Annotated in this window: 28 protein-coding genes; 12 read left to right on the plus strand and 16 right to left on the minus strand. The window is 56.2% G+C overall.

The window, feature by feature from the left end; all coding sequences use genetic code 11:
• Positions 1-22 precede the first annotated feature (22 nt).
• Positions 23-490, plus strand: a complete 468-nt coding sequence (locus MWU60_RS13725; RefSeq protein ID WP_247227934.1) for an Hsp20 family protein — start codon at positions 23-25, stop codon at positions 488-490.
• A gap of 49 nt (positions 491-539) precedes the next feature.
• On the opposite strand, the gene MWU60_RS13730 is transcribed toward MWU60_RS13725, so the two are convergent.
• The 3 genes from MWU60_RS13730 to MWU60_RS13740 form a co-directional block, all read right to left on the minus strand.
• Positions 540-899, minus strand: a complete 360-nt coding sequence (locus MWU60_RS13730) for a hypothetical protein (protein WP_247227935.1) — start codon at positions 897-899, stop codon at positions 540-542.
• 17 nt (positions 900-916) lie between these two features.
• Positions 917-3,733: a DNA polymerase I gene (gene polA / locus MWU60_RS13735; RefSeq protein ID WP_247227936.1), complete on the minus strand. Its 2,817-nt coding sequence runs from the start codon at positions 3,731-3,733 to the stop codon at positions 917-919.
• Positions 3,734-3,794: 61 nt separating this feature from the next.
• Positions 3,795-3,974 carry a zinc-finger domain-containing protein gene (locus MWU60_RS13740; protein WP_247227937.1) on the minus strand — a complete coding sequence of 60 codons (180 nt, stop codon included), beginning with the start codon at positions 3,972-3,974 and terminating at the stop codon, positions 3,795-3,797.
• A gap of 87 nt (positions 3,975-4,061) precedes the next feature.
• Here MWU60_RS13740 and MWU60_RS13745 point away from each other — a divergent pair, with 87 nt between their 5' ends.
• Positions 4,062-4,991 carry an ABC transporter ATP-binding protein gene (locus MWU60_RS13745; protein WP_247227938.1) on the plus strand — a complete coding sequence of 310 codons (930 nt, stop codon included), beginning with the start codon at positions 4,062-4,064 and terminating at the stop codon, positions 4,989-4,991.
• A gap of 61 nt (positions 4,992-5,052) precedes the next feature.
• Here MWU60_RS13745 and MWU60_RS13750 read toward each other — a convergent pair whose 3' ends face one another.
• Together MWU60_RS13750 and MWU60_RS13755 are read right to left on the minus strand one after the other, a co-directional pair.
• Positions 5,053-5,415, minus strand: a complete 363-nt coding sequence (locus MWU60_RS13750; protein ID WP_247227939.1) for an HIT domain-containing protein — start codon at positions 5,413-5,415, stop codon at positions 5,053-5,055.
• An 8-nt stretch (positions 5,416-5,423) separates the two neighbouring features.
• Positions 5,424-7,001, minus strand: a complete 1,578-nt coding sequence (locus MWU60_RS13755; RefSeq protein WP_247228025.1) for a DUF5928 domain-containing protein — start codon at positions 6,999-7,001, stop codon at positions 5,424-5,426.
• A gap of 144 nt (positions 7,002-7,145) precedes the next feature.
• Here MWU60_RS13755 and MWU60_RS13760 point away from each other — a divergent pair, with 144 nt between their 5' ends.
• The gene (locus MWU60_RS13760; RefSeq protein WP_247228026.1) at positions 7,146-7,940 is read left to right on the plus strand and encodes a sulfotransferase family protein; all 795 of its coding nucleotides are present in this window, start codon (positions 7,146-7,148) and stop codon (positions 7,938-7,940) included.
• A gap of 106 nt (positions 7,941-8,046) precedes the next feature.
• Complete coding sequence (locus MWU60_RS13765; RefSeq protein ID WP_247228027.1) at positions 8,047-8,772, plus strand: hypothetical protein; 726 nt, start codon at positions 8,047-8,049, stop codon at positions 8,770-8,772.
• Here MWU60_RS13765 and MWU60_RS13770 read toward each other — a convergent pair.
• Together MWU60_RS13770 and nth are read right to left on the minus strand one after the other, a co-directional pair.
• Positions 8,738-9,727, minus strand: a complete 990-nt coding sequence (locus MWU60_RS13770) for an adenosine kinase (RefSeq protein ID WP_247227940.1) — start codon at positions 9,725-9,727, stop codon at positions 8,738-8,740. The genes MWU60_RS13765 and MWU60_RS13770 overlap by 35 nt on opposite strands.
• Positions 9,724-10,368 (minus strand): endonuclease III, encoded by a 645-nt coding sequence (gene nth / locus MWU60_RS13775; RefSeq protein WP_247227942.1) that lies wholly within the window; start codon positions 10,366-10,368, stop codon positions 9,724-9,726. The genes MWU60_RS13770 and nth overlap by 4 nt, the downstream gene beginning before the upstream one ends.
• A 95-nt stretch (positions 10,369-10,463) precedes the next feature.
• On the opposite strand from nth, the gene MWU60_RS13780 reads away from it, so the two are divergent.
• The 3 genes from MWU60_RS13780 (at position 10,464) to MWU60_RS13790 (ending at position 12,965) form a co-directional block, all read left to right on the plus strand.
• Positions 10,464-11,318 carry a bifunctional helix-turn-helix domain-containing protein/methylated-DNA--[protein]-cysteine S-methyltransferase gene (locus MWU60_RS13780; protein WP_247227943.1) on the plus strand — a complete coding sequence of 285 codons (855 nt, stop codon included), beginning with the start codon at positions 10,464-10,466 and terminating at the stop codon, positions 11,316-11,318.
• A 112-nt stretch (positions 11,319-11,430) separates the two neighbouring features.
• Positions 11,431-12,087, plus strand: a complete 657-nt coding sequence (locus MWU60_RS13785; RefSeq protein ID WP_247227944.1) for an OmpA family protein — start codon at positions 11,431-11,433, stop codon at positions 12,085-12,087.
• A gap of 110 nt (positions 12,088-12,197) precedes the next feature.
• Positions 12,198-12,965 (plus strand): FCD domain-containing protein, encoded by a 768-nt coding sequence (locus tag MWU60_RS13790; RefSeq protein WP_247227945.1) that lies wholly within the window; start codon positions 12,198-12,200, stop codon positions 12,963-12,965.
• Here the strand turns inward: MWU60_RS13790 and MWU60_RS13795 are convergent.
• The 7 genes from MWU60_RS13795 to MWU60_RS13825 form a co-directional block, all read right to left on the minus strand.
• Complete coding sequence (locus MWU60_RS13795; protein WP_247227946.1) at positions 12,962-13,702, minus strand: CPBP family intramembrane glutamic endopeptidase; 741 nt, start codon at positions 13,700-13,702, stop codon at positions 12,962-12,964. The two genes, MWU60_RS13790 and MWU60_RS13795, sit on opposite strands and share 4 nt — an antisense overlap.
• Positions 13,703-13,823: 121 nt before the next feature.
• On the minus strand, positions 13,824-14,384 hold the full coding sequence (locus MWU60_RS13800) for a F0F1 ATP synthase subunit B (RefSeq protein WP_247227947.1): 561 nt from the start codon (positions 14,382-14,384) through the stop codon (positions 13,824-13,826).
• 4 nt (positions 14,385-14,388) lie between these two features.
• Positions 14,389-14,934: a F0F1 ATP synthase subunit B' gene (locus MWU60_RS13805; protein WP_247227948.1), complete on the minus strand. Its 546-nt coding sequence runs from the start codon at positions 14,932-14,934 to the stop codon at positions 14,389-14,391.
• Positions 14,935-15,014: 80 nt separating this feature from the next.
• Positions 15,015-15,245, minus strand: coding sequence for a F0F1 ATP synthase subunit C (locus MWU60_RS13810; RefSeq protein ID WP_247227949.1), 231 nt, complete (start codon positions 15,243-15,245; stop codon positions 15,015-15,017).
• 56 nt (positions 15,246-15,301) lie between these two features.
• Positions 15,302-16,048: a F0F1 ATP synthase subunit A gene (locus MWU60_RS13815; RefSeq protein ID WP_247227950.1), complete on the minus strand. Its 747-nt coding sequence runs from the start codon at positions 16,046-16,048 to the stop codon at positions 15,302-15,304.
• Positions 16,041-16,373, minus strand: coding sequence for an AtpZ/AtpI family protein (locus MWU60_RS13820; RefSeq protein WP_247227951.1), 333 nt, complete (start codon positions 16,371-16,373; stop codon positions 16,041-16,043). The genes MWU60_RS13815 and MWU60_RS13820 overlap by 8 nt, the downstream gene beginning before the upstream one ends.
• Before the next feature lie 176 nt (positions 16,374-16,549).
• Positions 16,550-17,437: a LysR family transcriptional regulator gene (locus MWU60_RS13825; RefSeq protein WP_247227952.1), complete on the minus strand. Its 888-nt coding sequence runs from the start codon at positions 17,435-17,437 to the stop codon at positions 16,550-16,552.
• A gap of 110 nt (positions 17,438-17,547) precedes the next feature.
• Here MWU60_RS13825 and MWU60_RS13830 point away from each other — a divergent pair, with 110 nt between their 5' ends.
• Together MWU60_RS13830 and MWU60_RS13835 are read left to right on the plus strand one after the other, a co-directional pair.
• Positions 17,548-17,733: a hypothetical protein gene (locus MWU60_RS13830; protein WP_247227953.1), complete on the plus strand. Its 186-nt coding sequence runs from the start codon at positions 17,548-17,550 to the stop codon at positions 17,731-17,733.
• Between the two features lie 42 nt (positions 17,734-17,775).
• Positions 17,776-18,099 carry a metalloregulator ArsR/SmtB family transcription factor gene (locus MWU60_RS13835; protein ID WP_247227954.1) on the plus strand — a complete coding sequence of 108 codons (324 nt, stop codon included), beginning with the start codon at positions 17,776-17,778 and terminating at the stop codon, positions 18,097-18,099.
• A gap of 23 nt (positions 18,100-18,122) precedes the next feature.
• Here MWU60_RS13835 and MWU60_RS13840 read toward each other — a convergent pair whose 3' ends face one another.
• Together MWU60_RS13840 and MWU60_RS13845 are read right to left on the minus strand one after the other, a co-directional pair.
• A complete protein-coding gene (locus MWU60_RS13840; protein ID WP_247227955.1) occupies positions 18,123-19,001 on the minus strand; it encodes a DMT family transporter in 879 nt (292 codons plus the stop codon).
• Positions 19,001-19,879, minus strand: a complete 879-nt coding sequence (locus MWU60_RS13845; RefSeq protein WP_247227956.1) for a LysR family transcriptional regulator — start codon at positions 19,877-19,879, stop codon at positions 19,001-19,003. The genes MWU60_RS13840 and MWU60_RS13845 overlap by 1 nt, the downstream gene beginning before the upstream one ends.
• 105 nt (positions 19,880-19,984) lie before the next feature.
• Here MWU60_RS13845 and MWU60_RS13850 point away from each other — a divergent pair, with 105 nt between their 5' ends.
• From MWU60_RS13850 to MWU60_RS13860, 3 genes are read left to right on the plus strand one after another with little or no spacing between them, the layout of a single operon-like run.
• Positions 19,985-20,524: an NAD(P)H-dependent oxidoreductase gene (locus tag MWU60_RS13850; protein WP_247227957.1), complete on the plus strand. Its 540-nt coding sequence runs from the start codon at positions 19,985-19,987 to the stop codon at positions 20,522-20,524.
• Between the two features lie 37 nt (positions 20,525-20,561).
• A complete protein-coding gene (locus tag MWU60_RS13855; protein WP_247227958.1) occupies positions 20,562-20,921 on the plus strand; it encodes a hypothetical protein in 360 nt (119 codons plus the stop codon).
• Positions 20,922-20,945: 24 nt separating this feature from the next.
• Positions 20,946-21,446, plus strand: coding sequence for a DUF4564 domain-containing protein (locus MWU60_RS13860; protein ID WP_247227959.1), 501 nt, complete (start codon positions 20,946-20,948; stop codon positions 21,444-21,446).
• Positions 21,447-21,593 lie beyond the last annotated feature (147 nt).

Consider the following 21,593-nt stretch of genomic DNA (forward strand, 5'->3'; position numbering starts at 1 on the left):
GCTTAAGAAAAGGATGACCCAAATGCGTGCATTTGATATGACACCCCTCTACCGTGCCACCGTTGGCTTTGACCAGATTGCCGATCTTATGGATCGTGCGCTTGCCAGTGATGTCGGCCAGAACACCTACCCTCCATATAACATCGAAAAGACGGATGATGACGCTTGGCGCATCTCTATCGCGGTTGCGGGCTTTTCCGATAACGACCTCGCGATTGAGGTCAAGGACCGCGCGCTTCACGTTACAGGCCGCAAGGCTACCGACGAAGAAGACCGCAAATACCTGCACCGCGGCATCGCAACCCGCGCATTCGAGCGTCGCTTTCATCTTGCCGACCACGTCCGTGTAACCGGTGCAAGCCATGAAAACGGTATGCTGCATATTGATCTGATGCGCGAAGTGCCCGAAGCGCTAAAGCCGCGCCGGATTGAGATCACGGCTGCTGGCAAGACTGACGCAAACCTTGTTGAGGCAAAATCAGTTAACTAAACCGCTGACCTATGAAACCGCGCCATCCTTCGGGGTGGCGCATTTCGTGTCAGCCGCGACAGCGATTGCGGCTGACAACGTCAATCTCCTGACCCGGAAACACGACCTGAACGCCCGGAAATTCAACTAAAAAACCACCGTCCGTTGCTGACCATCGCCCGTCACCAAACTGCAGGCTAAACGCGTCACAAGACCGGCCCAAGTAAAGCGCGTTCCCGGGCGCGACCACCGATCGGCCTGAGGTCCCTGCCAAGAGTGACCCTCCGCTTGGATCAACTGATTTCAGAACAGCGCCATGGCGGTTCTTTTCATACGAAAACAGGCCGCCATCCGCAGACAGATATTGTGTATCTTGTGCCGCCGCAGCCCCTGCGATCACCATACACACACCAACTAAAACGTTCCGCATCCTGATCCTCTAACCTGTCAGTGGGCCTCGGCCCAGTTCAGTCCTTGCCCCGCATCGACCGCCAGTTTGACGTCAAGTTTGACCGCCGGGTCGCTTGCATTTTCCATGACCGCGCGCGCTGCATCAATGAGCGCATCGGTCGCACCTTCCTCAACTTCGAACAACAATTCGTCATGCACCTGCAAAAGCATTTTTGCAGGCAGCCCTTCGATTGCCGCTGGCATCCGTATCATCGCACGCCTGATCACATCTGCCGCAGTGCCCTGAATCGGCGCATTGATGGCCGCCCGTTTGGCAAACCCGGCGTGCGGGCCTTTGGCATTGATCTCTGGCGTGTTGATCTTTCGCCCAAACAATGTTTCCACATAATTGTGGTCTTTGGCAAAGGCGATTGTGTCATCCATATACTTTCGGATACCCGGGAAGCGCTCAAAATAGCGGTCAATGAACCCCTGCGCCTCACCACGCGGAATGCGCAGGTTCCGCGCCAGCCCAAAACCAGAGATACCGTAGATCACACCAAAGTTGATCGCTTTGGCCTGCCGCCGCACATCCGGAGTCATCTCATCCAATGGCACGTCAAACATTTCTGACGCGGTCATCGCGTGAATGTCGATCCCATCGAGGAACGCCTGCTTGAGCGCGTCAATCCCCGCGATATGCGCCAGAATACGCAGTTCGATCTGGCTGTAGTCAAGGCTGACAATCACCTTGCCGGGTTCCGCGACAAAGGCCTCGCGGATCCGCCGCCCTTCCTCGGATCGGACGGGGATGTTTTGCAGGTTGGGATCGGTCGAGGCGAGCCGTCCAGTGTTCGCACCCGCGATTGAATAGGACGTGTGCACGCGACCCGTCTCGGGGTTGATGTGTTCTTGTAAAGCGTCCGTATAGGTCGATTTCAGCTTTGAAAGCTGTCGCCAGTCCAGAATTCGGCGCGGCAGGTCATGCAGCGTGGCGAGGTCTTCCAACACATCGGCCCCGGTGGAATAGGCCCCCGTTTTCCCAGTCGATGGCTTTTTGCCATCGGGCATTTCCAGCCCCATTTCATCAAACAGGATTTCACCCAACTGCTTGGGCGAGCCCACGTTGAAAGGCCGCCCTGCCATTTCCTGTATTTCTGCTTCCAGTCCCGCCATCTTCTGCGCAAAGGCGTTCGACATCCGGCTAAGCGTATCGCGGTCTACCTTGATGCCGTGCCGTTCCATCTGCGCCAGCACCGGGACCAAAGGCCGCTCCATCGTTTCATAAACGGTCGTGACCCGGTTCACATGCAGTTGCGGTTTGAACTGCTGCCACAGGCGCAGGGTGATGTCGGCATCCTCGGCGGCGTATTTCACCGCGTCATTGACAGGCACCCGGTCAAAGGTAATCGCTGATTTACCGCTTCCCAACAACGGCTTAATCGGAATGGGCGTATGTCCCAGATAGCGTTCCGACAGCACATCCATCCCGTGATTATGCTTGCCCGCGTTCATCGCGTAAGACATCAGCATCGTGTCATCAATCGGGGCGACGTCGATATCCAGACGAGCGAAAATCTTGGTATCATACTTCATGTTCTGACCGATTTTGATGACCGCAGGATCTTCCAAAACCGGTTTGAGCATCGCGAGGCATTCCTCGAAACCCATCTGTCCTTCAGCCAGATCATCCGATCCAAACAGATCGTCAGAGGCCGCAGATTTATGGGTCAAAGGGATATAGCAGGCCTGCCCCGCCTCAACGCAAAGCGAGATGCCAACCAGATCGGCAATCATCTCATTCAGCCCGGTCGTTTCGGTATCAACGGCAACATAGCCACGCTCGCGAATACGGTCGATCCAGATCTGCAAGGCGGCGGCATCGCTAACACATTCGTAGAGGTCAGGATCAAAACCAACAGCCTCCGGCGTCGCTATATCCGCAGCAGCAGGTGCTGCGGGCTCAACCACTGGTGCTTCAACGCCCAATTTATCGGCTATCCGTTTGGTTACCGTGCGGAATTCCATCTCTGCAAGAAACCCCAGCAGAACCTCTGGATCAGGATCGCGCACTTCCAGATCATCCAGACCAAAGTCCAGCGACATATCACAATCCAGCTGCACCAGCTTCTTTGACAGCTCAATCTGCGCGCGGTTCTCGATCAACGTCTCACGGCGCTTGGGTTGTTTGATCTCTTCGGCGCGGTCCAACAGGCTTTCCAAATCGCCATATTCGTTGATTAGCAAGGCGGCCGTCTTGATCCCGATCCCCGGCGCACCCGGCACGTTATCAACGCTATCGCCAGCCAAAGCCTGCACGTCCACCACTCGATCTGGCCCCACACCAAACTTTTCAATCACCCCATCGCGGTCAATGCGCTTGTTCTTCATCGGATCAAGCATGTCGACGCCGTCACCGACCAACTGCATCAAATCCTTATCCGAGGACACGATCGTCACGCGGCCCCCGGCATTGCGGCCCTGATGGGCAAGGGTGGCAATGATATCATCGGCCTCAAAGCCTTCGACCTCTTCACATGCGATGTTGAACGCTTTGGTCGCCACACGGGTCAGCGGGATTTGCGGGCGCAGATCCTCTGGCATCGCCTCGCGGTTGGCTTTGTACTGATCATACATATCATTGCGAAACGTATGGCTGCCCTTGTCAAAGATGACCGCGACATGGGTGGCGGCGTCAGCCCCATTATTGCCGTCAACATAACGCTGGAGCATGTTCACAAATCCACTGACCGCTCCAACAGGCAGACCATCAGACTTGCGCGTCAGCGGAGGCAGCGCGTGGTAGGCGCGAAAGATAAATGCCGATCCATCAATCAGATGTAGGTGACAGCCTTTGCCGAATTGAGTGCTCATGGGGTGGCTCCTTCGCACGGGTACGCGGTGGTTCTGCTGCGATCAGGCATGATCCGCGAGGTCAGACTTTGCCTTCAAACTCTTTATGCACCAGCTTGGCGTCGCAATAGGGGCATTCGATCCAGCCATGTTCTTGCGGAATTTGCAGCCAGACACGGGGGTGGCCCAAGGCACCTTCACCACCGTCACAGGCCACACGCCAATCATGAACAATACGGGTCTCGGGTGCAGGTGTGGCCATGATTACTCTCATCTGGTTGCAGCAGGGGCAGCCCCGCCTTAAGTCTGCACCAGACATACCGCAGACGCGGACAAGGGGAAAGACGGCATGAGCGACAACGCCATAGAAATTCAAGGCCTGCAAAAGACATATGCCGCCACCGGACGCAGCCCCGCGAAAGAGGCGTTGAAGGGCATTGATCTGACGATCCCGCGCGGGTCGATATTTGGGCTTTTGGGGCCAAATGGGGCGGGTAAATCAACGTTGATCAACATCCTCGCCGGTCTCGTCGTGAAATCCGCAGGCAGCGTCAAAATCTGGGGTTTTGATCAGGACCAAAACCCCCGCCAATCGCGCGCTGCCATCGGGATTATGCCACAAGAACCGCATTTGGATCCGTTCTTTACGCCCGCCGGTTCGCTGGACGTCCAAGCGGGGCTTTATGGCGTGCCCAAAAGCCAACGCAAAACAGCCGAGATCCTCGAACTGATCGGGCTGACTGACAAAGCAGATGCTTATGCGCGCTCGCTGTCCGGCGGCATGCGGCGAAGGCTACTGCTTGGGAAAGCACTGGTGCATTCACCGCAAGTCCTCGTGCTGGACGAGCCCACCGCCGGGGTCGATATCGAGTTGCGCAACATGCTGTGGCAAAACGTGCGCAAGCTGAATGAAGACGGCATGACAATCATCCTGACGACGCATTACCTCGAAGAAGCCGAGGAAATGTGCGACGACATTGCCATCATCAACCACGGTGAAGTCATCGTGCGCGATAGTACAGCAAATCTGCTTGGGCGGTTGGATCGCAAAACACTGGTGATCACCCCAGAGACTGACGCGGCATTGCCCGCCTTGCCTGACAATATCACCGGCCAAAAACATGCAAACGGCACGCTGACCTTTACGTATCAAAGTGGGATCACACCGGCAGGCCAAATCCTGTCACTGGTGCAAGATGCTGGGATCACAATCAAAGACGTCAAAACCGAAGAAGCTCATCTTGAAGATGTGTTCCTATCACTCACGTCATCGCGCTGACCCGCATCTTTCTTCGTCCAATCAAACTTCCGCCGGAGGCATCAAAATTCTAGAATTTTGATCAACCCTGTAACATCCGCCCCAACTGACGCCCGCCTAGGATATGCATGTGATAGTGCGGCACATCCTGCACACCATGCACACGCGTATTGGAAATACTGCGGAAGCCCTGTGCAACATCCGTGATACGGCACACTTCTGCCAAGGCTTGCATAAAGCCTACCTGCTCTTCGGGCGAGGCATCACGGGCAAAGTGGTCAAGACTGACATAGGCACCTTTGGGAATGATCAGCACGTGCACCGGCGCTTGTGGGGCGATGTCCTCAAAGGCCAGCGCGTGATCATTCTCGTAAACAGTCTTATTCGGGATCTCACCGCGCAGGATTTTGGCAAAGATATTCTGGTCGTCGTAGGCGTATTCCATAGCGGTCCTCAATCAGCAAAAAGATGGGGGGTATCGGCAAGCGTGCGCGCCACCTCGGGCGACACGTTCAGGAATTGTGCAATAGCATGGGCGTTTTCATCAACTGCAGCGGTTTCTTTGATCCGGCTGGCTTGGGCAAACTTAGCATCGCGGATCGCGTCGCGTTCGTAGATCATGTCATGGCGGATCGTGGGCAGCAGCCGCGCCAGCGTCGCCTCGCTGGTCTGCGGTCCCGCAAGACCTACCCGCATCGCGTGACCCACTAAATAATCATCGTCAAAACTACACTCGATTTCCAGCAACCGAACCGTTGCACGGTCCGCAAAGAAATCCCGCATCAGATCAAGGCTTGAGGTATCCAGGCAGATCACCAAACGGTCACTGTCGTAGTGATCGAACAACATCCGCATCAGCGCCCTACGATGACGCCCGCGCTTTTGCAGCGAACTTTCAATCCCACCCAGATCAGGAAGGTTGGTATCATCCTCATTGAAGAGATACTCAATCGCCGGGATATTTGTGTGGTGCCCGATCGCCGCAACCAGCCGCTTTGCGACATGCCATTTCTTGCAGGCAATGATCATCAACTCGCGGCTACGGCCCAGCGTGGTTTCATTTTCCCAAAATCGCGGCGCAAAGCGGCGGCCACTGCGGCCGCGCCCTGTCAGGAACTCAAACAGATTGCGCCCTTCATCCGAGATCACAAAATCCATCTTATCGCTGGCATAAAGCGCGCCCAGACGGGTCCGTAGATCCGCAGCCTCTGCGCTGATCTTGCGCGCAAAAAGTGACCCTTGCCCCAAAAGCAGATCATAGTGGTCATTGTAAAACGTCACCGGCATCCCGTAGTCCGAGAACATCAGAAACGTCAGCGTCCGGTTTTCAATCTCGCGGGCGGGCACCAGATGGCGCACGAGCGTTTGAAAAAATGTCTCATCGGGAATCCACGTTGTACGAAAGAAACGCATCACATCACGGCGGGCATAGGCGAATTCAAGCACGGCTTCGACGGTTTGACGCCGCAGGCACCACCACTGACTGCCGATCATGATCTGCAAATCATCCGGGATTTTACGGGTCATCTTGAAGCGTTTTTGGAGTTCCAGTGCCGTGTAGAACCGCCGCTTTTGCGTGCGTTCATTAAAGAAGTGGCGATAGATCAGACGCTCTTCGCGAAAGCCCGTCTTGATCCAGTTGCTGTCAAAGAAATCATGGCTCTCGACATAATCGACGTCATTCTCGTCCAGCATCTGATGGGCGAAACCGGCAGACTTAATCGGCATGCAGTCACCTGACACCATGTAAAAATGGGTCGCGCGCGGAAAGCCATTCACTGCCGCTTCCACCGCATGCAGGGTCGCCTGCACCAGGCTCCACTCGCCCCAACCGCATTTCACGCGGCGCTTGGCAAAGGCCACATTGGGATTATCCGACAGTGATGACTGGATGCTGCGATAATCCTCTGCTGACGCGGACGCATCAAAATGGATCGCAATATAGTCACCCGCCGCCGTCAACTGCTCAGCCTGCCGCACAATGGCAGCTGGGTTCTTGTGACACAGCAGGATAAAGGCAATGCGGGCCATGGGTGCGCGATCAATCCTTACTTCGCAAATTCCGCCTAAGGCTGTCATAACGCGAACAGACATTGAAGTGACAGGGTTTCTTTGCTTTGAAGAAAGCGGAGTAGTAAGAGGAATAAGTTGGTGGCGCATTTTCCCGGAACATGGATGACCCAAAGCGAAAGCGTGGTGTATCGCGTCGTACCCAAATGCGCCTGTTCGACCATTGGTCAGATCATGTATTACTCGGATCATGGGGAATTCTTCGACGGTGACATTCACGACGCCAAGTCAGGCATTCACAAATGGGCGATGGACGACAGCAAGCCGGTGATTGCGGCAAATGTAAAAGCGCACAAAAGCTACGCCTTTACCTGTGTGCGTAATCCCTACACCCGTATTCTGTCGTCGTTTTTCGATAAGATCTGCGGCGTCCAACGAAACGGCAAGTATTATCGCGGCAACCTTGTACCACTTCTGATTCAGAAATACGGAATCGAAGTCGGCGATCCTGATACCGGTTTCGAATTCGATCAGATTAAAAGCTTCCGCCGCTTTTTGCTGTTTGCCCGCGATACCATCCGCTGGCGCCGTCCGATGGAGCCGGACATTCACTGGTCAGCCATGTCGGGTCACATCTCAACCTACATCGCCAATGGCGGGCGCTACGATAAGATCTTCTGGACGGAACAGTTCAACGACGGGATGCAAGATGTGCTGAACGGGATTGAGACCGCGCACCCTATCAATCTGGCAGAAATTCCACGCTTCAATGAAAGCGAAGGGCATGGTCCAAAGCGGGCGCACCCGGTTGAGGACTATTTTGACGATCTGTCGATGCATCTGATTTACGAGATCTACAAAAAGGACTTTCGGATCTTCAAATATGATTTTGAGAACCCCGCCAACAAGATGCCGATAGGCGAGATTGATCTGGACGAGGTGCACGCGAAACTGGGCTAGGCCCCGCCTGCAACTGACCACCGCAAATATTTTCAACGATGCAAAGCCTTTCGCCTCGACTGTGACAGGGCTGGGTCTACATGCTTGATCGTAAGCATAAAGGAACCTGTGCGTGTCAATTGTTCTTATTCTGGGCAGTGGCCCAAATGTGGTGGCCTGCCGCGATTGGCCGCGCGATCCATTTGATCGGATTATCGCGATCAATAACGCCTGGGCCGTGCGCCCCGATTGGGATGATCTGATCCATCCTGATGACTTTCCAGCAGAACGGATGCCGGTCGATATGACAGCCAGCCAGCGGATTATCCGCGCCGCGGACTATGTACCGCTGCAAAACACGCTTGGCGGGTTTGTCTATGCTGGTGGCACGATGGCGTTCACGGCGTCCTATTGGGCCTTGGCGGCGCTCAAGCCGCGCGTGATCGCCGTGTTGGGTTGCGATATGGTCTATGCCGGGGCCAGCAAGACTCATTTCTATGGCACAGGCACCGCCGATCCCTTGCGCGAGGATGTTACCTTGCGTTCACTTGAGGCAAAATCGGCCCGCCTGATGGCGATCGCGGCCCGTCAAAACTGCGCGATGGTGAACCTTTCAACCGATGAAAGCCGATTGATCTTTCCGCGCGGGACCCAAGACACTGTTGCGCAGGCAAAACCTGTCATACTCGATCAAGGCGCGATTGATGCGGCTTTGGCCGAGGAAACACGTTTGGATTACTATGTGCCGTCAGGCAAATACTGGAAAGAAGAAGACCGCTTTGATGTATCAGCCATCGATGCGCTGGATGCGCTTTGGCTTAAATCAGCCCTTCCGCTGCAAACAGGGTCTTAAGATCCGCCTTGGGGCGCGGCCCGATGTGTCCAATCACTTCTGCTGCCGCAACAACCCCCATACGCCCGCAAGTTTCAAGCGATTGACCGGTTGTGAACCCGTAAAGGAACCCTGCCGCAAACTGATCACCCGCGCCGGTCGCATCGACAGGCACAACCTTTTGCACCGGGACTTCAATCCGTTTATCGCCTTGAAGCAAAATCACCGGATCGCCTGAACACGTACAAACAACGGTTTCACAGACGGCACTGGCCTGAGCGAGTGCGGCTGACAAATCGTCCGTTTCATAAAGCGTGGTCCATTCGGCAGCATTGCCAAGAACGAAATCCATTTCTTCTGCCACCAAGCGTTGAAAGTCGGCACGGTGCCGGTCTGCACAGAACGGATCGGACAAGGTAATACCAGAGCGCCCACCGGCCGCACGCATGGATTGCGCAGCAGCAGTGAATGCGGTTTTGCCGTCTGGTTTGTCGAACAGATACCCTTCAAGAAAGAGTATCTTGCCGCCATCAAACAATGCCTCGGACACATCAACCTGTCCCAAATCCGCACCTGCGCCCAGATAGGTGTTCATCGAGCGTTCGCCATCAGGCGAGACGAAGATCATCGAACGGGACGTAGGGGCCGCTGCTACGGCGGAGGGTGGATTTGGAAAAGCCGTTCCTGCGTCCTCCATGCCCTTGGCGTAAAACCGGCCCAGCGCGTCATCCTTGACCTTGCCGATGAATGCGGTCGACAGGCCCAGACTGCCCAAACCTGCGATCGTATTTGCAACCGATCCACCGGGGGTTTCGGTCCGGTCAGTCATCGCGCCGTAAAGCACCTCGGCCCGGTCCCGTTCGACCAGTTGCATGATGCCTTTTTCGATCCCCATGTGATCAAGGAATGTATCGGCGGCATGTCCAATCACATCGACAATTGCATTGCCGATGCCGATGACGTCGTAATTACTCATAGGTTTTTGTCCTCAAACATACAAAGATCGCGGATCAAACAAGCCGCGCATTTAGGTTTTCGCGCCACGCAGATGTAGCGGCCATGCAGTATCATCCAATGATGTGCATGAAGTTGAAAATCAGCTGGTATATGATCCTCAATCGCGCGTTCCACCGCATCCACGTCCTTACCGGGTGCTACACCACTGCGGTTACCAAAACGGAAAATATGGGTGTCGACAGCTTGCGCGGGCTGGCCCCACCACATGTTCAGGACGACATTGGCCGTCTTGCGGCCCACACCAGGTAGCGATTGCAAGGCGGCGCGGGAGTTCGGCACCTCACCACCATAGTCATCGACCAAAATCTGGCTCATCTTGATGACGTTTTTCGCCTTTTGACGGAACAGGCCAATGGTCTTGATATGTTCGGTCACGCCTTCAAGCCCCAGATCGAGCATCTTTTGCGGCGTGTCGGCAATTTTGAATAGTTCACGGGTCGCCTTGTTCACGCCAGCATCTGTGGCCTGCGCGGATAAAGCGACAGCCACAACAAGCGTGTAGACGTTCACATGTTCCAATTCGCCCTTCGGTTCCGCCTCGGCGGCCTGAAAGCGCGTAAAAATCTCGCGAATGGTATGATAATCAAGCTGTTTTGCCATGCGAACCCGTATGCCTTGAAGGGCATGAGGGAGCAAGCGTCAGATGCGCAATTTCCGGGTCGCACTGCGGGGCGGTTGCCCCTAATTTGAACGGTATGGAACAGACAGAGACATATCACTACCAAGTCATGCGCCGCGCTATCGAAGCGATTGATGCCGCAGGCGACGAACCGCAAACGCTGGCTGATCTTGCCACCGACATGAACATGAGCCCTGCGCATTTTCAGCGGCTTTTTTCGACGTGGGTTGGTGTGTCCCCCAAACGCTATCAGCAGTATCTGACTTTGTCCCACGCCAAGACGTTGCTCCGGGACCGGTTCACGACCTTGGAAACAGCACATGCGGTTGGGCTGTCCGGCAGCGGGCGCTTGCATGACCTTTTCGTGCGGTGGGAAGCAATGAGCCCCGGCGACTATGCCCGCGATGGGGCAGACCTCACGATTTTCTGGGGATGGTTTGAAAGCCACTTTGGCCCCGCGATGGTCATGGGCACGGATCGCGGCATCTGCGGGTTGGCCTTCGCCGCTGAGGCAGGACCAGAACCCGCGATGGCAGACCTTCAGTCACGCTGGCCCAAGGCATCATTCGTCGAAGACCCCGCCTTCCTGCGCCCATGGGCCCAGGCCGCGCTTGGCATGACCGGCGAAACCAAGCTGCATATGATTGGTGCACCGTTTCAGTTGAAGGTTTGGGAGGCGCTGCTGACCATTCCGTCAGGGCATGTCACCACCTACTCCGAGATCGCACAATCCATCGGCAATCCAAAGGCCGTGCGCGCCGTTGGCACCGCCGTCGGGCGCAACCCGGTCAGTTGGCTGATCCCGTGCCACCGCGCCCTGCGCAAATCTGGCGCTTTGGGCGGCTATCATTGGGGTCTGCCGGTCAAGCGCGCGATGCTCGCGTGGGAGTCTGCGCGGGCGGATGCGCAAATCGAAAATGTCGTAAAATAGGCAAAACCCTGCTGGTCGCGGGGCCGTTATTGGATATCATGGGGGAAATGGGCATAAGCTGACCCATCGAACAGGTGCAATTTGCGCACCCATACAAAATGGAACCATGACCATGACAATTAAGAAATTTCCCCTCGTGCTGGCCGCTGCATCGCTGACATTCGTTGCTGCCTGTGACCCAGCGGGCCCGAACCAGATGCAAAACACCCAGCAAGGCGCGCTGATTGGCGCAGGCGCAGGTGCCGTCTTGGGTGCACTGACTAACAATGACGGCAGTGTGCGCGAGCGCAACCAGGCAGCGCTGATTGGTGCGGCCCTGGGTGCAGGCGTTGGTGCGGGCGTTGGTAACTCGCTTGACCGTCAAGCAGAAGAGCTGCGTCGCGCGCTGCGCAATGATGTGGGTGTGTCCAACAACGGAAACAACCTTGTTGTTGTCCTGAGCCAGGACCTTCTCTTTGCAACAAACAGCACGCAGGTATCCAGAGTATCCCAGAACGAATTGCGGATCGTCGCGAATTCACTCAACCAGTATCCGAACACAACCGTGAACGTCATCGGCCACACTGACAACGTCGGTGATGCATCCTTTAACCAAGGGCTATCCGAGCGCCGTGCGCAGGCCGTGTCTGCGATCCTGTTGGGTGGTGGCGTATCACCAAACCGCATCCGCTCTATCGGTGCAGGCGAGAACAACCCGATTGCGTCCAACCTGAACGCCTCTGGCCGTCAGATGAACCGCCGGGTCGAGATTGTAATCACACCCAACTAAGGGCTGCAAATAATTAGTCCTGTGAAGGGGTTGCAGAGATGCAGCCCCTTTCTTGTTGAAGATGCCCATTTTTGGTCATATCATTTGACCAATCCAAGGCGGTTGGTCTGATGCCATTTGAACCCATTCAGCAAGAAAAACTGTCGCACGGCGTCATTCGCCAGATCGAAGGGTTGATCCTGCGTGGCATCCTGCGCCCCGGTGAAAGACTGCCCTCTGAACGCGAGCTCAGCGAGCGAATGAGCGTGTCGCGCCCTTCTCTGCGTGAGGCGCTCGCGGATCTGCAAGACCGGGGTCTGCTAACCTCAAAGGCCGGAGCAGGCGTCTATGTGGCCGATGTCTTGGGCTCAGCATTTTCACCCGCGCTTGTGACCCTATTCGCGACGCACGATGAGGCCGTCTTCGACTACATCAGCTTTCGCCGCGACATGGAGGGGTTGGCCGCAGAACGCGCGGCGCGTCTGGCCAGCGATACCGACCTCAAGGTTATCAATACGATCTTTAAAAGGATGGAGGCCGCCCACCAAAAGCGGAACCCGGCGGATGAGGCCCATCTGGACGCTGATTTCCATCTGTCGATCATTGAGGCAAGCCATAACATCATCATGCTGCACATGATGCGGTCAATGTATGAACTGCTGCGCGAAGGCGTGTTCTATAACCGGACGATTATGTTCAAGCAGCGCATGACCCGTGACACGCTGCTGGACCAGCACCGCACGATCAACACCGCCTTGCAGAACCGCGATCCTGTTGGCGCACGCAAGGCGATTGAAGCCCATCTAAGCTTTGTTGAAGGGGCGCTATCAGATCAGCAAAAGGCCGACCGGAATGAAGCGTTTGCGCAAAAGCGGCTAGAGCATGAGGTGGGGCGCTAGCCCTGATGCGACCCCCGGATCAATTCTGCCCAAAGCCAGATCGCAATAACCGTCTGCATCGCAATTCCGATCAGGACAAACGGGTGCATGATGCCCGCGTATTGGCTTAGAAATACTGCGATATTCCACAGCCAGTGCCAGATAATTAAAGGCCAAAGGTTGCCAATCCGCACCGCAATCGGTGCAAGATAGAACCCAACGAGCACTGCAAAAAGCACTTGCTGCGATGCGCCCGCCAACTCTTGGTCGCCCAAACCGTTGACCAGATGGAATGCGCCAAAAAGCACCGCACTAAGCGCCATTGCCTGTGGTAGTGTTAGCTGCGCCATAGCACCGCGCAACAGGATCCCGCGGAAAAGAACCTCTTCCCCAAAGGCAACCAACAGCGGCGTGGTGATCAGCAGGAACAGAAAACCACCGCCCAAACTGCGCAGGTCGTTGAGCGTTAAGACATCGGTGAGGCTCCAACCTATCACGCCAAGCACGGCCCAAGACGGTAGAAGCCAGATCAAACCAGACCACCGCAAAGCACCAAAACCGACATGCCGCCAGCCAAAGTAACGCATCACAACCAAGCAACAGAAGACCACCGCGATGAGTTGAACCGGAAGCAATGCCGCCAAAGCGCCTTGGATATCAGCTGGTGCTTCGGAGATTTGGAAAACATAAAAAGTGGCCGCTGCGATCAAGGCGGTATAAGCTGCCGTCGCCCATATCCCGAGCCTGAGGCTAGGCATCGTCAAAACTCCTGCACTGCGCCCCGTTTGGTAGTGTCAAAGACCACCCTGCCCCTGTCAACGAAAAAGCCCAACTGCGGATTGCGCAATCGGGCTTTCAAATCTTAGTTTGCAAAAAGGCCTAGTGCAGTTTTTCACCAACCGTCGCGATAGAATCGTCGATCAAAGCACCGGCAGATTTTGCGTCCATCTGCTTGGCGATCACGTCTTTGGCGGCACCAACAGCAACGGCAATGGCTTGATCGCGGACTTCTTTTACAGCCGACGCCTCAGCGCTTGCGATCTGGTCTTCAGCAGCAGCAAGGCGGCGCGTGATGGATTTGGCGATATCTTCCTTTGCAGCAGTTGCCGCATTGGTTGCCTCTTCTTTGGCGGCGGCAACGATGCGCGCGGATTGCTCCTGCACTTCTTTTTGCTTTCGCTCGTAGCTGGCCAGCAACGACTGTGCTTCTTCGCGAAGCGCCTTGGCTTCATCTAACTCGGCTTTGATGCTGTTTGCGCGCTTGTCCAGCATGCCACCGACAAGGCCAGGGACCTTGAAGTACAACAGGATGCCGATGAAGATTGCAAAGGCGATCGTGACAACGAAGTCGGTGTTCGCTAGCGAAAAGAACGGTTTGTCACCAGCGGCCAGCGCAGGGCTTGCCGCAATGGCGAAAAGGGATGTGAGCATTACACGCATGGTCTTATCCCTTCATCCGCGCGGTGACCGCAGCGGTAATCGTTTTTGCGTCAGCAGTGCCACCCATGGCCGCAACCAATTCCTTGGCTGTGTCCTTGGCGACTTGCGTGACGCTTTTGACTGCACCGGCGCGAATTTCGCCAATGGCTGCTTCGCTTTCGGCTGTTTTGGCGGCGATCTGCGCATCGGCTTTCTGAAGCTCGACATCCAGTTCCGCCTGAATTTCTGCTTTCGCCTCGGCCACGATCTTTTGGGCTTCCGCGCGGGCATCCAGAAGGGCTTGGTCATAGGCAGCTTCGGCTTCGGCTGCTTTGTTCTTGAGCTCTTCGGCTGCGGCAATATCATTTGTGATCGTGCCAGAGCGTTCGGCCAGAACCGCACCAATGCGGGGCAGCGCGATGCGGGACATCACAAAGTAGATAGCGATCAGCGTAACCAGCAACCAGAAAATCTGGTTCGGCATCCAATCTGCGCAAAGTTGCGGCATGCCAAGGGCGGAACCCCCTGCATCAACGCATACTCCTGCGGCGTCTGTTGTTTCTGTTGCCATGATGGCCCCCGAATACCTTGAATGTTTACCCGGTGGTCGCGGTTACGCGACCACCAAGCCGTAAGGATATGGGTGTGCTATTAGCCGCCGACCGCAAACATAAGCAGAAGTGCGACAAGGAACGAAAAGATCCCCAAAGCTTCGGCAAATGCCAGACCGATAAACAATGTTGCTGTTTGACCAGCAGCAGCAGATGGGTTGCGCAATGCGCCAGCCAGGTAGTTGCCTGCGACTGTACCAACACCGATAGCGGCAGCGCCACAACCGATAGCTGCGAGACCTGCGCCGATGTGTGCGAGTTGACCTTCCATGAGTATTTCTCCTTACGATTGGAAGTTAATTGTAGGGTGGGTGAAACCCACCGTCGTTAGTGTGCGGGGTGCAGCGCGTCTTTCAGGTAGACGCACGTCAGAATTGTGAAAACATAGGCCTGGATACCGCAAACCAGCACCTCAAGCCCGTAGATTGCGACGATGCCAAAGATCGCGACAGGGCTGACCAGTGTCAGGGCAGCAAAGCCCGCGAACACCTTCAGAACCGCGTGACCCGCCATGATGTTACCTGCCAAACGAATAGAGTGGCTGACAGGGCGCACGAAGTAAGAAATAACCTCGATCACCGCAATGATCGGGCGCAGAATTGCAGGCGCATCAGACATCCAGAACAGGCCGAGGAACGCTGGGCCATTCTTGACGAAACCAAGGATCGTGACCGCGAAGAACACACCGAAACCAAGGATCGCTGTGACAGCGATCATCGAGGTTGGCGAATAGGACATCGGGATCAGCGCAAGGTAGTTCGAGAACAGGATGAACAGGAACAGCGTCATAATGTATGGGAAATACCGCAGACCGTCTTTGCCACATACGTCCTCGACCATCTTGTAGATAAAGCCGTAGATCAGTTCACCGATGGATTGCAAACGTGTCGGGATCACAGCGCGGCCGCGGCTGCCCAAGACGAAAACGGCGACAATCGCTGCAAGTGCGATGACCATCCAAACCGTCAGGTTGGTAACTGTGTACCAATGTACGGGACCGTTCCCGAACAGCGGCTCAACGATAAACTGGTCAAGCGGATGGAATACCAGACCACCTTCTTTTTCTTCAGCCACGTGCGTCACCCTTTTCTTTCGCAGCTTCAAGCTGCTTACGTTGGACCTCTTTGGCGGATCGCATCATGGTCAAAACACCAGCCGCGAGGCCAAAAAATATGAACAGCACCAGGAAAATCGGGGTTGTGCCCAAAAGGGTGTCGATCCCGTATCCGATGCCAAAACCAATCCCAAGACCGGCTACAAGCTCTATCACCATCCGCCAGGCAAGCTGTGCCTGAGAATAATGCTCTTCTGAATGGTGCTTTACCTCGTCCGGCTCTTTGAGCGCCGCGATTTTCGCTTCAAGTGCCTTGAGGCGGTCAGCGTCATGCGGATCAGACATCGGTTTGCACCCTTCACAAGGTTGGGCTTGGTCTATGATCTGCCCCATTTAGAGTCAAGCGCGCGTAGTGATCATATTATACCTATATTATCAAAGACTTACCGCTATGATGACCGGCGGAACCTATGGCGAATGACGCACAAGACGGGCAAAGAGATGTTCAACCAAATGGTTGACTAACGATTGACTGATCGCAGCCCGGCACTCTGGTCAAGTATCCATTCCCGAAACAGGCGCACCGCGCTGCGTCGCATCACACCCTCTGCAGAAACAAGATGGTAGCTTCCCATGCGAAAGCCGATATCCGAGCATTGGATCAGCCTGCCCGAAGCCGCATCAACTTCAGCGATCTCACTTGAGATCAGCAAGACGCCGTGACCCGCCAATGCCGTTTCATAGGCCAACCGCGCACGCATCCGCCAATCCGACGGCGCACCTGCAGGTGGCGCGCACCCAGCCAACCCAGCCCACTTGCGCCATGTATCTGCGTGCCGATCGCGCAACAGTGGCAGAGACAAAATCTTCTCTGGCGGCATCAATCTCGATACGACACTTGGCGCAGCAAAAGGATAAAGCGGCGCATTGCTCAAGAGCGGCGCATCTTGACCCTCGGGACCTGCGTGAAAAAACCGCAAGGCCAGATCAGCTTCATAGCGGCCCAAATCCGCAATCGCGCTATTGGCCTGCAAGCGGAGTTCGATATCCGGGTAGCGTCGATAGAAATCACCCAACCGCGGGATCAGCCACTTCATTGCAAAGAGAGGCTCTGCATCCACCGTCACCTGCCCAGTGGGTCTTTGATCGAAAACCTCTGACGCTTCAGCGATCCGATCAAACGACGGGCTAAGAGCGGCAAGATAGCGTGCACCAGCTTGCGTGAGCGCGACACCGCGTGGCAAATCACGAAAAAGCTGTGCGCCAAGCCTGTCTTCTAACCCGCGCACATGACGGCTGATGGCGGAATGGCTGACACCCAACTCTTCGGCAGCACCAGAAAAGCTTTGATGGCGGCCTGCGGCCTCAAAGGCGCGCAAGGCATTCAGGGGTGGTAAGGCTCGCGGCATATCAAAAGCGTGCCTTTTTCGCACATATCATGTCAAGGAATTGACTTTGATATCGCGCGATCATTGTCGCAGTCTTTATCTGGAAACATCAGGCCATGTCAGGAAAGCCCATGAAAATAATGACTGCTGCGGCAGGCATATGGTCACGCCTTGCCAAATGGATAAAGCCGGACCCGACAAAACTGCCCAAATCAATCAGTGATCGTATGGCACAGGATATCGGCATGACAAAAGCCGAACTAGAGCGTCATCGCTTTACCTGGCCCTCTGAATCCAAAGACCGGCCATTGTTATGAAACACTGGTATGACAGGCCGTTGATTGCTAGGACTTGGCCGCATGACGCAACCACTCGACACCATCTTTGCGGCGCTCGCCGATCCGACCCGCCGCGCGATCCTGGCCATGCTGCTAGAGGATGATATGGCTGTCACGGATGTGGCCGAACCATTTGAGATGTCGCTGGCCGCTATTTCGAAACACCTTGTGGTACTGACCACCGCCGGGCTCATCAGCCAGGAAAAGCGCGGACGGGTGAAGTGGTGCAAGCTTGAGCCGGACGCGATGCGCGAAGCATCTGTCTGGATGCAGGCCTTTGGGCAGATGGAAGCGATAGATCTGGACGCGTTTGAGAGTTTTCTGGCACAGGAGCTGAACACGTAAGGTGGATCATGATCCACCTTACGTCACTCCTCGCGCAGCAAAAGAACCAACGCGGTCACAGTCAGCATCACCCCTGCCAGAACCAACCCCGGCGGCGGTGTGCCACCCAAGGCCAGCTCCCACACAATCACCCAGGTCGGCACCAGATAGGTATAGGCCATAACCTTTGAACTGGGCAGGCGCAGCGTTGCGAACTGCAATAGCACGAAGGTCGCCGCGCTAGCGAAGATGGCCGTGTAAAGGATCGTGACCCAGACAATCCCCGGCAAACCCTGCCAATCCGTTGTCTGCAAGTCGCGCCAGCCCCAGACTGTCAGGATAACTGATCCCGCCAGCAACACCCCAAAGGAAAACACCACCGCCGTTTCGCCACGGTTCAGCTTGCGCACCAGTGGCGTATAGATCGCATGGGCCATGCAGCCCCAGAAATAGATGAATTCACCGCGTCCGACCGCAAACTGCAGGATCGCCGCGACATCTGCGCGGAAGATCACCCAGATCGCCCCCGACGCCCCGATCAGCAAGGCCAGCGCCATGCACGGTGTCAGCACCTGCCGTAGCAAAAGCCAGCCAAACCCTGCCGTCAGAATGGGGGTCAGGGTAAAGACCGCAGCGGCGCTGACCGGCGGCGCGGTCTTGAGCCCCTCGAACATCAGCACGAAGTAGGTCGTAAAGAACACCGCTAGCACGACATAGCGCCAAGGGGCCACCCACGCCGCCCGTGACACGCCCGAGGTCGCCAATGCCGCCGCCCCGATGATCGCCGTGGCGATCCAGAACCGCACCGCGTTGAGCGCGCTTGGTGAAATCTCATTCGCCGCCAATGATCCCAATGCAAACGATCCCGCAACCAGCATCGAGAACAACAGCATCGCCAGATGCCCGGCACGTGGCCCCGTCATCAGCACTCGAGCGACTTGATACGGTCTTTCAGGAAACGCAGGAAGGATTGCACCTTGGTTGTGCGATGCAGATCCACATGGGTCACGATCCACAAGGGCGCTGACCATTCATCATGACGCGGGATCACTTCGGTCAGCTCAGGATGGTTTTTCAGCTCTTGCGCCAGCACAAAGCCGATCCCAGCCCCGGCCACAATGGCGTCCTGCATGTTGCGGTTTTCTGTCGCGCGATAGGTGAACCTGTCATCCGACACCATCTCGCGCAGCCAACGGGTGAAGGGCGCGCGCGATTTTTCATTGTCATGGGTTACAAAGTAATGGTTCTTGAGGTCGGCCTCATCCTTGGGCATCCCATGCCGCGCCACATATGTATCAGAGGCCACCAAGGCCATTTGTTGTTGCAAGAACGGCTGCACGACATTGTCCGGCTCTTCCGGCATCGTACCTGCACGGATCGCCACATGCGCTTCACCATACTCCAACCGAAACACCCGGTCGCCAGTCCGGTAACGCACGCGCACCTCGGGGTGTTCGGCCTGAAAATCCACCAGGATTGGGGTCAACATGCGCGACGCCATGCCCAGCGATGTCACCACCAGATCGCCCGACACACCTTCGCCCTGCCCTTTGATCCGGCCCGCCAATTGTGTGAACTGATCATCAGTCGCTTGCGCCACCTGCAACAGATCCTGCCCCGCCTCTGTCGCTGTGTAGCCCCGCGCGTGCCGCTGAAACAGTTTCACACCCAAACGCTGTTCCAATGCATCAATGTGGCGGATGACGGTCGCATGGTGGACGCCCAACTCTTCCGCTGCACCGCTTACCGTTCCTTTGCGGGCAACCTGAAAGGCAGTTCTGATTTCGTCCCAGTTATCCATTGGCAATCCTGTGCGCTGGCAAACATATCATGTGGAAATTCGGCTATATCGTTCGCCAATGCAAGAGGTTACTTGCTGACCAAGGCGACATTCAGGAGACTTCGCATGACAACTGTTCTACACATCAATGCCTCAGGCACCGTTGACGGATCCATCAGCCGTGCTGCGACCGCGCAACTGCTGCAGGAACTGGCACCGACCAGCGTCATCACCCGCGATCTGGCGGAAACGCCACTGCCGTTGATTGACGCGACATGGATCACCACCCGCCTGATCCCCGAGGCCGACCAAACCGACGCCGACCGCGCCGTGCTGGCCCTGTCCAACGACCTGATCGCCGAATTGCAGGCCGCAGACGTCGTTCTGATCGGGATGCCCATGTATAATTTCGGGATGCCTGCCGCGCTGAAAGCCTGGATCGACTTAATCGCGCGGCCGAAGGTGACTTTTGCCTATAGCGAAAACGGCCCCGTTGGCCTGTTGGAGGGCAAGCGCGCCATCGTGGCCGTGGCATCAGGCGGTGTGGCCGTTGGCGCGCCTGCGGATTTTGCAACGCCGCATCTGCAACAGGTCCTGAGGTTTATTGGCATTGATGACATTACCGTGCACACGGCCAAAGACGTTATCGCCGAAAAGGCAGCCTGAGGCTGGACAATATGCCCAGCGCGCTAAGTCGCTGGGCATGACCAAGACATCCCCCTTCATCACCGCCCTGCGCGCGGCCCTCACACTGGCTTTCCTCTACTTTGGCCTGCGCAAACTGGGCAGTTTCAGCACCGATGTCGCTATTTATGAGGCCATAGGCTTTAGCCAGTTCCCCCGCTACATCACCGGATCCATCGAAGTGATCGGCGCAGGCCTGTTGTGGCTGAAGGGCTGGGAAGGCATCGGCGCACTGCTTTTGTTGCTGACGATGTTTGTCGGTCTCAGCGCCCTGCTGATCTGGGTCGGCCCGCCCTATTGGCACATGCTGCTTCTGATCCTTGGCACGGGCACAGTCACATGGGCATACCGCGATCAGATCGGGCGCTTGATTGCATAACGCTAGCCGCGCTATGTCAGCGGCATGAAGATTGTCGAAAATACCCCTGACAGGCTGGTGCTGAAATCAATACCCTGGATCGTCGCCATCATGCTGAGCGGTATGTTGTTGGCAGTCATCGCCTTCGGGCTGTCCGCCCTCTTTTCCGGCAACATGACTGATGCCTTTTGGGGGTTGCTGGCGATCCCCTTGTTTCTGTCGATCTTCCTTGTTGTCTTTGTGCGGCGCGACGACCTGATCCTTGACCGCAGAAGCAACCTGCTGGAACTGCGCCACTCCACCTTTCGTGGACGCACGCGGGTTCAACACAAGCTGGAACATCTTGACCGGGCGATGGTGCAAAGCAGCCAGAGCGATAGCGGCGGCAAAACCTACCGGATCGCATTGGTGCTGAACGGCGGCATGGACGCAGGCACGCACCCCGTGACGCAGGTTTACGCCAGCGGCAATGGGGCGAAACGCGGGGCAGATGCGATCAACGCTTGGCTTGCCCAAGATGTTGACTCGCAGCCCCGGCAGGCGTAAACGCCCCCCAACACCCGGATAGCGCCAGCTTTCCGGTCCCCGATATCAGGGGATCGCCCTCCGTCAGCGCGTCGCGCCCACGGGGGCGCGCTGCTTTGGGGATTGCCCACGGGGGCGCTACTGCTTTATGCCATGCGTTCTTATATA

This window comes from Yoonia sp. F2084L, assembly GCF_023015625.1.
Lineage (GTDB): Bacteria > Pseudomonadota > Alphaproteobacteria > Rhodobacterales > Rhodobacteraceae > Yoonia.

Excerpts from the sequence above, each read along its gene's own strand:
- MWU60_RS13750 (WP_247227939.1), bottom strand. The coding sequence starts at position 5,415 with ATGGAATACGCCTACGACGACCAGAATATCTTTGCCAAAATCCTGCGC.
- MWU60_RS13840 (WP_247227955.1), bottom strand. The coding sequence starts at position 19,001 with ATGACGGGGCCACGTGCCGGGCATCTGGCGATGCTGTTGTTCTCGATG.
- MWU60_RS13845 (WP_247227956.1), bottom strand. The coding sequence starts at position 19,879 with ATGGATAACTGGGACGAAATCAGAACTGCCTTTCAGGTTGCCCGCAAA.
- MWU60_RS13730 (WP_247227935.1), bottom strand. The coding sequence starts at position 899 with ATGCGGAACGTTTTAGTTGGTGTGTGTATGGTGATCGCAGGGGCTGCG.
- MWU60_RS13725 (WP_247227934.1), top strand. The coding sequence starts at position 23 with ATGCGTGCATTTGATATGACACCCCTCTACCGTGCCACCGTTGGCTTT.
- MWU60_RS13790 (WP_247227945.1), top strand. The coding sequence starts at position 12,198 with ATGCCATTTGAACCCATTCAGCAAGAAAAACTGTCGCACGGCGTCATT.
- nth (WP_247227942.1), bottom strand. The coding sequence starts at position 10,368 with ATGGCAAAACAGCTTGATTATCATACCATTCGCGAGATTTTTACGCGC.
- MWU60_RS13820 (WP_247227951.1), bottom strand. The coding sequence starts at position 16,373 with ATGTCTGATCCGCATGACGCTGACCGCCTCAAGGCACTTGAAGCGAAA.
- MWU60_RS13745 (WP_247227938.1), top strand. The coding sequence starts at position 4,062 with ATGAGCGACAACGCCATAGAAATTCAAGGCCTGCAAAAGACATATGCC.
- MWU60_RS13805 (WP_247227948.1), bottom strand. The coding sequence starts at position 14,934 with ATGGCAACAGAAACAACAGACGCCGCAGGAGTATGCGTTGATGCAGGG.
- MWU60_RS13800 (WP_247227947.1), bottom strand. The coding sequence starts at position 14,384 with ATGCGTGTAATGCTCACATCCCTTTTCGCCATTGCGGCAAGCCCTGCG.
- MWU60_RS13850 (WP_247227957.1), top strand. The coding sequence starts at position 19,985 with ATGACAACTGTTCTACACATCAATGCCTCAGGCACCGTTGACGGATCC.
- MWU60_RS13860 (WP_247227959.1), top strand. The coding sequence starts at position 20,946 with ATGAAGATTGTCGAAAATACCCCTGACAGGCTGGTGCTGAAATCAATA.
- MWU60_RS13755 (WP_247228025.1), bottom strand. The coding sequence starts at position 7,001 with ATGGCCCGCATTGCCTTTATCCTGCTGTGTCACAAGAACCCAGCTGCC.
- MWU60_RS13785 (WP_247227944.1), top strand. The coding sequence starts at position 11,431 with ATGACAATTAAGAAATTTCCCCTCGTGCTGGCCGCTGCATCGCTGACA.
- MWU60_RS13740 (WP_247227937.1), bottom strand. The coding sequence starts at position 3,974 with ATGGCCACACCTGCACCCGAGACCCGTATTGTTCATGATTGGCGTGTG.
- MWU60_RS13770 (WP_247227940.1), bottom strand. The coding sequence starts at position 9,727 with ATGAGTAATTACGACGTCATCGGCATCGGCAATGCAATTGTCGATGTG.
- MWU60_RS13795 (WP_247227946.1), bottom strand. The coding sequence starts at position 13,702 with ATGCCTAGCCTCAGGCTCGGGATATGGGCGACGGCAGCTTATACCGCC.
- MWU60_RS13830 (WP_247227953.1), top strand. The coding sequence starts at position 17,548 with ATGAAAATAATGACTGCTGCGGCAGGCATATGGTCACGCCTTGCCAAA.
- MWU60_RS13825 (WP_247227952.1), bottom strand. The coding sequence starts at position 17,437 with ATGCCGCGAGCCTTACCACCCCTGAATGCCTTGCGCGCCTTTGAGGCC.
- MWU60_RS13855 (WP_247227958.1), top strand. The coding sequence starts at position 20,562 with ATGACCAAGACATCCCCCTTCATCACCGCCCTGCGCGCGGCCCTCACA.
- MWU60_RS13780 (WP_247227943.1), top strand. The coding sequence starts at position 10,464 with ATGGAACAGACAGAGACATATCACTACCAAGTCATGCGCCGCGCTATC.
- polA (WP_247227936.1), bottom strand. The coding sequence starts at position 3,733 with ATGAGCACTCAATTCGGCAAAGGCTGTCACCTACATCTGATTGATGGA.
- MWU60_RS13810 (WP_247227949.1), bottom strand. The coding sequence starts at position 15,245 with ATGGAAGGTCAACTCGCACACATCGGCGCAGGTCTCGCAGCTATCGGT.
- MWU60_RS13835 (WP_247227954.1), top strand. The coding sequence starts at position 17,776 with ATGACGCAACCACTCGACACCATCTTTGCGGCGCTCGCCGATCCGACC.
- MWU60_RS13760 (WP_247228026.1), top strand. The coding sequence starts at position 7,146 with ATGACCCAAAGCGAAAGCGTGGTGTATCGCGTCGTACCCAAATGCGCC.